Source organism: Bacillus sp. JJ1532 (genome assembly GCF_036965085.1).
Taxonomy (GTDB): domain Bacteria; phylum Bacillota; class Bacilli; order Bacillales; family Cytobacillaceae; genus Cytobacillus.
Window position 1 is genome coordinate 18,883 of record NZ_JBALOW010000063.1, and the last position, 7,653, is coordinate 26,535.

Here is a 7,653-nt window from a genome sequence, read left to right on the forward strand (position 1 = left end):
TCTCTACACTCTTTGATTTTTAGGGGAATAAAAAACTTTCATGGCCACCGCTTTTTGCCACCTTTATCTGTTATTGGGTCTGGCCGTTTTCTTGGACCTTCCTCCTCAATTTACAGACAAAGCCAGAACTATTTGGGTAAACATATGAAAATACGATTCATCACTACGATGAGATTTTTGACGCACCTGATGTACATAGGGATAAGTTCTTTCACTGTGGGCGACTGATGCCAATTCCGCTAAGCAATGAACTCCATAACTCATAATTATCCCACATTATTTTAGAAATATGGCAATTTAGAACACATATATGATCTAATCCCCAGTTTTCCTCAATCATGGTAGAAGAATTTGAATCGGAAATTAACAGCACACAATAATTATGCTTTACTAGGCTGTCAAGTACACGTTGTAATTCTACTGCTTCATCATATGACCCACCTAAGCGGATGAAAAGAATGGATTCGCTCGTTTCCATTTCCCTCAAAAACCGTCCTATCCTCCTTTTATATTTTTCTTTAACCTCAGGATAACAAGATAAGGAATCTGGTGTGTTTTTATCAGTTTTAAAATCATGTGCAGAATAAATGTTGTAATAATTGTCTTTTATAAGCAACTTGGAGTCGTTATCATAATATGAAGAAAATGTAAGGTTCTCCAATTCCATAAAATTAACGAAACGGTTTGCTAATAAACGATTTACATCTGCTAGAGATGGGCTTATCATCCAATCTAAAACGCCAGCAAACGGACGTAACCCCCGATATCGCAAGTGATTCGAAGGAGCACAATTTAATCCTAAACTATAAATCATACTATAATTTTTTTTAATCTCTTTTAACTTCATAAAAGGAACACTCCCGCTATAGAATATGATTAAAATTTCTGGAATAGCACTAATACAAGTCAAACCTATATGGCAAAAATTTCATTTGGGGGGTTCATTTCGAATTATTCTGCTTGTACTTACCCACATATCATTAGGGAATAAGAAAGCAGGGAATAACGATTACATTAGTGAATTGTTTAATCCATTTAGTCTATTTCAATATACGCAAGTTAAGAATGGCTGGCTTGTATTCTTGTCTAATATTGCTGTCTTATTTACGCCCCCACCTCCAAAAAAAAAATTACTTATTAGATATATCATAAGCTCAAATAGGCCACACCTGTTTTTTCAGGGTGGCCAATATTATGATTTAGTTATCTTGTTAAAGGCAATGCATGACATGAAACTGGTAAAGTTGTTGACAATAGATGTAATGGATCAATGGCATCTACTTCTGTAAAATTCATATTGGAAAGCTACTCAAATAGATAGCGGAGATAATAATAAGGATTTAATCCATTTGCCGCGGCTCTATGAAAAAACCTCATTTACTTGTGGTACGGTTCACCGTGATGTATAAAAATCGTCGTAGAATACCCAGTGTCTAAAAGTACATCATTGAGATTTCGGCTTTATTGCATTTTATTTAAAATTCGTTCATACCTATTGAATTAAGAATTCTGTATCACGCTTTGCTGCAAAACTAGTGTCAAATTATTTAATATACTCTTTTTGGTATATTTCATTTACACCCTTACAATGCCCCCCCGCTATTTTATTGCTGCTCAAGGGATCGTAATAATTGTAAATGAAATCGCATTTTACAGCTATGTTTGGTTTGCTAAAATAAATATATAGTAATTCGAAGGGGCGATAAAAATGATTGTTGATTGCCATTTTCATGTAGATGAATCAATGTTAACTCTAGATAAAATGATAGAGGGCATGGATAAAAATGATGTAGCTAAAACAGCGCTAATTGCTCCCATGAATGAAACAATGTTTGAATTGGAAAGCACTTTTCAAAATAATTTACAACGCTTTTTCCGTTTTCTAATACTAAATGTACCTCAAATAGGGCTGAAAATTTATGACGGTCTAGTAAAGGATAGCTATCTCAAACTTTATGGCAATTCATACAGAATTTTTACTAAGCCGAGCAATGATATTGTTGCTGCTGCTATTGATAGATTTCCCGATCGGTTTCTAGGCTGGGTAGCAGTGAATCCAATGATTTCTGAATCAGTGGAAGAAATAGATTTATATCTTAATAAACCTGGTTTTATTGGGGTGAAAGCCCATCCCTTCATGCATGAATATAGTATTAAGGCACTTGATCCAGTTGCGGCTATGTGTGAGTCAAAAGGCATACCTTTGATCATTCATCTATCTTCAGAACAGGACTCCTATAAATATTTACCTGAAAAATACCCTAAACTTAAATTAATTTATGCTCACGCCGGTCTTCCTTTTTCGGAAAAACTATGGAAATACGTTAAGGATCAACCAAATGTATTTGTTGACACATCAAGTGACTATCTTAATCTATTGTAAAGAATGCAGTAGAATCATTAGGGTATCGAAAAGTACTGTATGGTTGCGATGGACCATATGGAATGAAGAAATTTAATATTTATGACTACTCGGAAAAGAAAAGATGGATTGATTCTCTTCAACTTCCAGATAAACAAAAAGAATATATTCTTGGTAAAAACTTTGTAGGATTGATTAATTAAAAACTCTATCTACCGATCAGTTAAAAGATTATTTAGCTAAATCAAGTGAACATTTGAGGTAATAAATTCTTATAACGAAAAATTTATATATAAATGGATTTTTTCGCAAATTCGTGGATAAATGTGGTAAAAAATAAAAAAGGGTAGTATTATAACTTTGGTAGGGGGAGCTTATTAATATTTTAATGAAAATAAAAAAAATAAGTCAACAGACTATGATCTGACAAAAGATTTTTTTGAGGGATTAAAAACAAAAGAAATAAAAGAGTTTATCGAACTTGATAAATCTGCTAATTATCCAAATGAAGAAGACTTTTAAAAATACATTCAAAAAATGATAGAGGTATCCAAGCAATAATAATAAAAAGATAAGGCACTCGGAATGTGTATTTTTTAAGGGGAGAAAAACAATCGATTTTTCTCCCCTTGCTTATGATTTTAAATCAGTTTCATTTTATAAATTAAAATCATATATTTTTCCCTTATTCAAATATGCTGAGCTTTCAGCGATATTTGTTATATGGTCTGCTGTTCTTTCAAGATAGCGATTGACAAGTAATAATTGTACAAGCTGATTAGTTTCTTCTGGATGTTCACTAAGATAATTAGTAAGTTTTTTATATGTTTCAGCATAATATTTATCAACTTCATTCTCTAAGTTACTAACCTCTTTAGCGAGAGCAATGTTTTCTTCCATAAAAGATTGCAGTGCTTTTTGTAACATCTGAATAGATACTTCTTTCATCTGCTCTAGATCGGTCATAGACAGTAAAGAATTTGGTTTTCCAATCATGATGGTTGCTTTAGCCAGGTTTACAGCAAAATCCGCAATACGTTCGATTTCAGATGAGATTTTGAGTACACCTATGATGACGCGTAAATCTCTTGCAACAGGCTGTTCTTTTGCCATGAGCCAGATAACAAACTGATTAATTTCCATTTCTAGATCATTAATATTTGCATCTTCATCGATCACTTTTAAAGCGATCTCTACATCCTGTGTTTTTAAGGCATCAAAAGATTTTTCTAAGGCAACAATAGAGAGTTCTCCCATTTCGGTGATTTTACCCTTTATTTCCACTAAACTCTTCTCAAAGTTCTCACGAATAACCATTTGTTACCCCCTATTATCCAAATCGACCTGTTACATAATCTTCAGTTCTCTGATCTTTTGGTGTAGAAAAAATCTTATCAGTTTCATCGTATTCAACTATTTCTCCATTTAAGAAAAACGCTGTTTTATCAGAGATTCGCGCAGCTTGTTGCATGTTATGAGTAACGATGACAATCGTATAATCTTTCTTCATATTCGAAATTAATTCTTCTACTTTTAACGTCGAGATTGGATCTAGGGCTGAAGTAGGTTCATCCATTAAAATCACTTCAGGCTTCATCGCAATTGCACGTGCAATACAAACACGTTGCTGCTGACCGCCGGACAGACCTAGTGCGGATGTTTTAAGACGGTCTTTTACTTCGTCCCAAATCGCTGCTCCGCGCAAGCTCTCTTCCACAATATTATTTAATTCTTTTTTATTTTTAATACCTTGCATTCTTGGACCATAGGCAACATTGTCATAAATACTCATTGGGAATAAATTTGGTTTTTGAAAGACCATTCCGACTTTTGTACGTAATTTGATGACATCATTCGATTTATAAATATTTTCATGATCGATTTCAATATCACCGTTAATTTTCACACTGTCAATTAAATCATTCATTCGATTTAACGTTCGTAAAAAAGTCGATTTTCCACAGCCTGATGGACCAATTAAAGCAGTTACCTCTTTTTCACGAATATCTAGAGATACTCCAAACAGGGCTTGTTTATCACCATAAAATAAATTTAAATCCGTCACACTAATCTTCGTTGGACCTTCCTCTATTTGTGAAATTACCTTTTCTGTTTGATTTTGTTTAATCGCTCTCTCGCTACGTTCCATTACTGATGTGCTCATAAACATACTCCTTATTTATCGCAGATTAACGGACTGTAAGACCCCCATTTCAAAAGGATGAGGGAAACGAATATTCTAAGTAGTGGATCTAACAGTCCGTAAATGCCCGATTAGTTCAACTAACAATCAGTGGTGGATGAAGGCAGACTAAGTACCCTTCCTGTCGCAACATCTGCACTAGTACATCCTGTGCATCGGAAAACTCCACTGATTGAGTTTCACTTTATTGGTCTGCTTTGTTTAATTTTTTCGATATAAATGTTGCTGAAAGATTGATAGCCAAAATAATGACGATTAGAACAATGCCAACTGCAGCAGCCAGTTCAATGTCCCCAGACTCTTGTGTTACTAAATAGGAATGTACTGTTAAAGTTCTAGCTGATGAAAGAATACTTTCTGGCATGGCAGCTACTGTTCCAGCAGTTAAAAAGATGGCAGCTGATTCACCAACAATTCGTCCAACCGAGAGAATGATACCAGATAATATTCCTGGCATCGCACTAGGCAAGATCACTTTATATAATGTTTGTAACTTTGTTGTTCCAAGAGCTAATGAACCTTCACGATACGACCCGGGAACTGTTTTTAAGGACTCTTCTGTTGTTCGTATAATAACAGGTAATACAATTATCGTTAATGTTAATGAAGCGGCAATAATGGACATTCCTAATTTTAATGTCGTTACAAAGAATACTGCTCCAAACAAACCATAAATAATCGAGGGAATACCTGTTAAACTTTCTGTTGCAAAGCGTATGATTCGAACTAACCGTCCCTGTTTCGCATATTCTTGTAAATAAACGGCTGCTAATATCCCGATTGGAGTGGCTATGATTAAGGAAATAACGACTGTGTAAATCGTTGTAACAACCATTGGCCAAATGCCGCCGCCTCCAGTTGGGGAATAATCTCCAAAGATGAAATCGAAGCTTATCAAATTCATCCCTTTATAAAAGATATATCCAACAATCATGAGGAGGACTGCAAGAGAAAGCAGAGCTGAAAGCCATAAAAATCCACGCAGCAAATTATCTTTCAATACTCTCACCTTATTTACCGCCCTTCGAACTAATTTTCGCTAATACAAAATTCAAAATTAATATAAAGGAGAATAAAACAATTCCTGTTGCAAACAGCATTTCTTGATGAGTGCCAGCTGCATAGCCCATTTCTAGCGCAATATTTGTCGTTAGTGGACGAACACTATCAGTTAGGCTAGTTGGTACGATTAAACTATTGCCAGCCACTAATATAACAGCCATCGTTTCTCCGATTGCTCGACCTAAACCTAATACAATTGCCGTCATAATCCCTGATTTAGCTGCTGGTACAATTACTTTGAAAATGGTTCCAATATGTGACACGCCAAGAGCTAGTGACCCTTCGCGGTATGTGTTTGGCACAGCACGAATCGCTGTTTCTGCCACTGTCACAATGGTTGGCAGCATCATGATTGCTAGTACAAGAATAACTGCTAATAAGCTTTGTCCTTTTACTAAGCCTAAAGAATTTTGCAAAAATGGAACGATGATCGCAAGTCCAAAAACACCGTACAAAACAGATGGGATACCTGCTAACAGCTGAATCGCAGGTGAAATGATTTTTGCTACTTTTTTTGAGGCTATCTCTGCTAGAAAAATCGCTGTAAATAACCCTATAGGAACTCCGATAACTAATGCCCCAATGGTTGCAAAAATGGATGCAACAATCATTGGAAATATACCGAATTTCTCTTCACTTGGTACCCAATCCGACCCTAAAATAAACTCCAAAAAGCTATAGCCCCCAGCTACAAATGGATGTGAGCCTTTATAAAAAACAAATCCAATAATTAACAATAATGTGATGACTGAAAGAAGTGCACAAGTCAAGAACACTCTTGCAGATACCTTCTCTAACATATACTTCCTTTTATTTGCCTTACCGATTTCTGCATTGTGCTTTGTTAGGATAGACACTTAGTTTTCCTCCAAGATTACTTTTAAAAAATTACGTTATTACTTTACAGGTATCGCCCCTGCCTCTGCTGCAATAAGTTGACCATCTTCACTTAAGATAAAATCAATAAATTGTTGGCCAGCTTCTGTTAGTTTCCCATCTTTGTATACAAACAAGAATGGTCGTGACAAACTGTATTTTTGTTGAAGAACATTTTCTGCAGTAGCCTCTACCCCATTAATGTCGATTGTTGAAATGGTATCATCAATATATTCAAATGAAATAAAGCCAACTGCATGTTTATTGTTTGCAACTGTCGTTTTGATATTTCCGTTACCACTTGCGATAATGGAATTTCTAATTAATTCACCAGAGCTATAGTCAACAATTTCCTGGAACGCATCGCGGGAACCTGAACCATCCTCACGAGAGACAACGACTATTTCCATGTCATCCCCGCCTAGTTCTTTCCAGTTCGTAACTTCACCAGTAAAAATCTGTTTTACTTGTTCCAACGTTAAATTTTTTACTTTATTGCTTGGATGAGTCACTACTACAATTCCGTCATAAGCAATAACGACTTCATTCAATCCTTGAGCTTTCTCTTCTTCTTTTAGATCCCTAGAAGACATACCAATTTCCGATACACCATTGATGGCGTTTGTAATACCGGCAGATGAACCAATTTGATTTATTTCAATTTTCGTATGATCTTTCTCGTTATATTTCGCGGCTAATTTTTCAGCAAGCGGACCAACAGATGTAGATCCTGAAATAGCTACTGTAGAATTACTGCCATTTGACGCTTTTGTATCAGTATCACTATTACTTGTACATGCTGTTAATATAGCTAGTAATGTTAGCAACGATAATCCCGTTTTAAGTTTTTTAAAAATAAGCATTAATTACCTCCGAGATAATAATGTTAGCGACTATTTTGTCGTATATTGTCTTATAGTAGAATAAAATTGTAGTGTTAATTTTTAATACAAACTTTGTAAAGGTTTTGTAAATTTTATTAAAAACAATATGTACTGAGTTAATTTTTGGTAAAGAAAAGATAAATTAATTTATTGCAGATTGCCAGTTCAAGATAATTTCACAATCACACCGAATTGTTTAATATAGTATGTCTTATCAATTGGAAAAGTGAAATTTAGATTTAAGGAACAAACAAATATTAATAATG

General features: G+C 34.8%; 7 protein-coding genes. 1 reads left to right on the forward strand and 6 read right to left on the reverse strand.

The window, feature by feature from the left end:
* Window positions 1-211: 211 nt before the first annotated feature.
* Window positions 212-847 carry a DUF1796 family putative cysteine peptidase gene (locus V7122_RS19645; RefSeq protein ID WP_335528471.1) on the reverse strand — a complete coding sequence of 212 codons (636 nt, stop codon included), beginning with the start codon at window positions 845-847 and terminating at the stop codon, window positions 212-214.
* An 861-nt stretch (window positions 848-1,708) separates the two neighbouring features.
* Here V7122_RS19645 and V7122_RS19650 point away from each other — a divergent pair.
* A complete protein-coding gene (locus V7122_RS19650) occupies window positions 1,709-2,383 on the forward strand; it encodes an amidohydrolase family protein (RefSeq protein WP_335528474.1) in 675 nt (224 codons plus the stop codon).
* Window positions 2,384-3,019: 636 nt separating this feature from the next.
* On the opposite strand, the gene phoU is transcribed toward V7122_RS19650, so the two are convergent.
* The 5 genes from phoU to V7122_RS19675 form a co-directional block, all read right to left on the reverse strand.
* Entirely contained in the window at window positions 3,020-3,679 is a 660-nt protein-coding gene (gene phoU / locus V7122_RS19655; RefSeq protein WP_335490989.1) for a phosphate signaling complex protein PhoU, read from the reverse strand.
* Window positions 3,680-3,692: 13 nt separating this feature from the next.
* A complete protein-coding gene (pstB, locus tag V7122_RS19660; RefSeq protein WP_438824110.1) occupies window positions 3,693-4,532 on the reverse strand; it encodes a phosphate ABC transporter ATP-binding protein PstB in 840 nt (279 codons plus the stop codon).
* A 217-nt stretch (window positions 4,533-4,749) separates the two neighbouring features.
* Window positions 4,750-5,574, reverse strand: a complete 825-nt coding sequence (gene pstA, locus V7122_RS19665) for a phosphate ABC transporter permease PstA (protein ID WP_335345969.1) — start codon at window positions 5,572-5,574, stop codon at window positions 4,750-4,752.
* 1 nt (window position 5,575) lies between these two features.
* Entirely contained in the window at window positions 5,576-6,484 is a 909-nt protein-coding gene (pstC, locus tag V7122_RS19670) for a phosphate ABC transporter permease subunit PstC (RefSeq protein WP_335528478.1), read from the reverse strand.
* 39 nt (window positions 6,485-6,523) lie between these two features.
* Window positions 6,524-7,366 carry a phosphate ABC transporter substrate-binding protein gene (locus V7122_RS19675; RefSeq protein ID WP_335528480.1) on the reverse strand — a complete coding sequence of 281 codons (843 nt, stop codon included), beginning with the start codon at window positions 7,364-7,366 and terminating at the stop codon, window positions 6,524-6,526.
* Window positions 7,367-7,653: the final 287 nt, after the last annotated feature.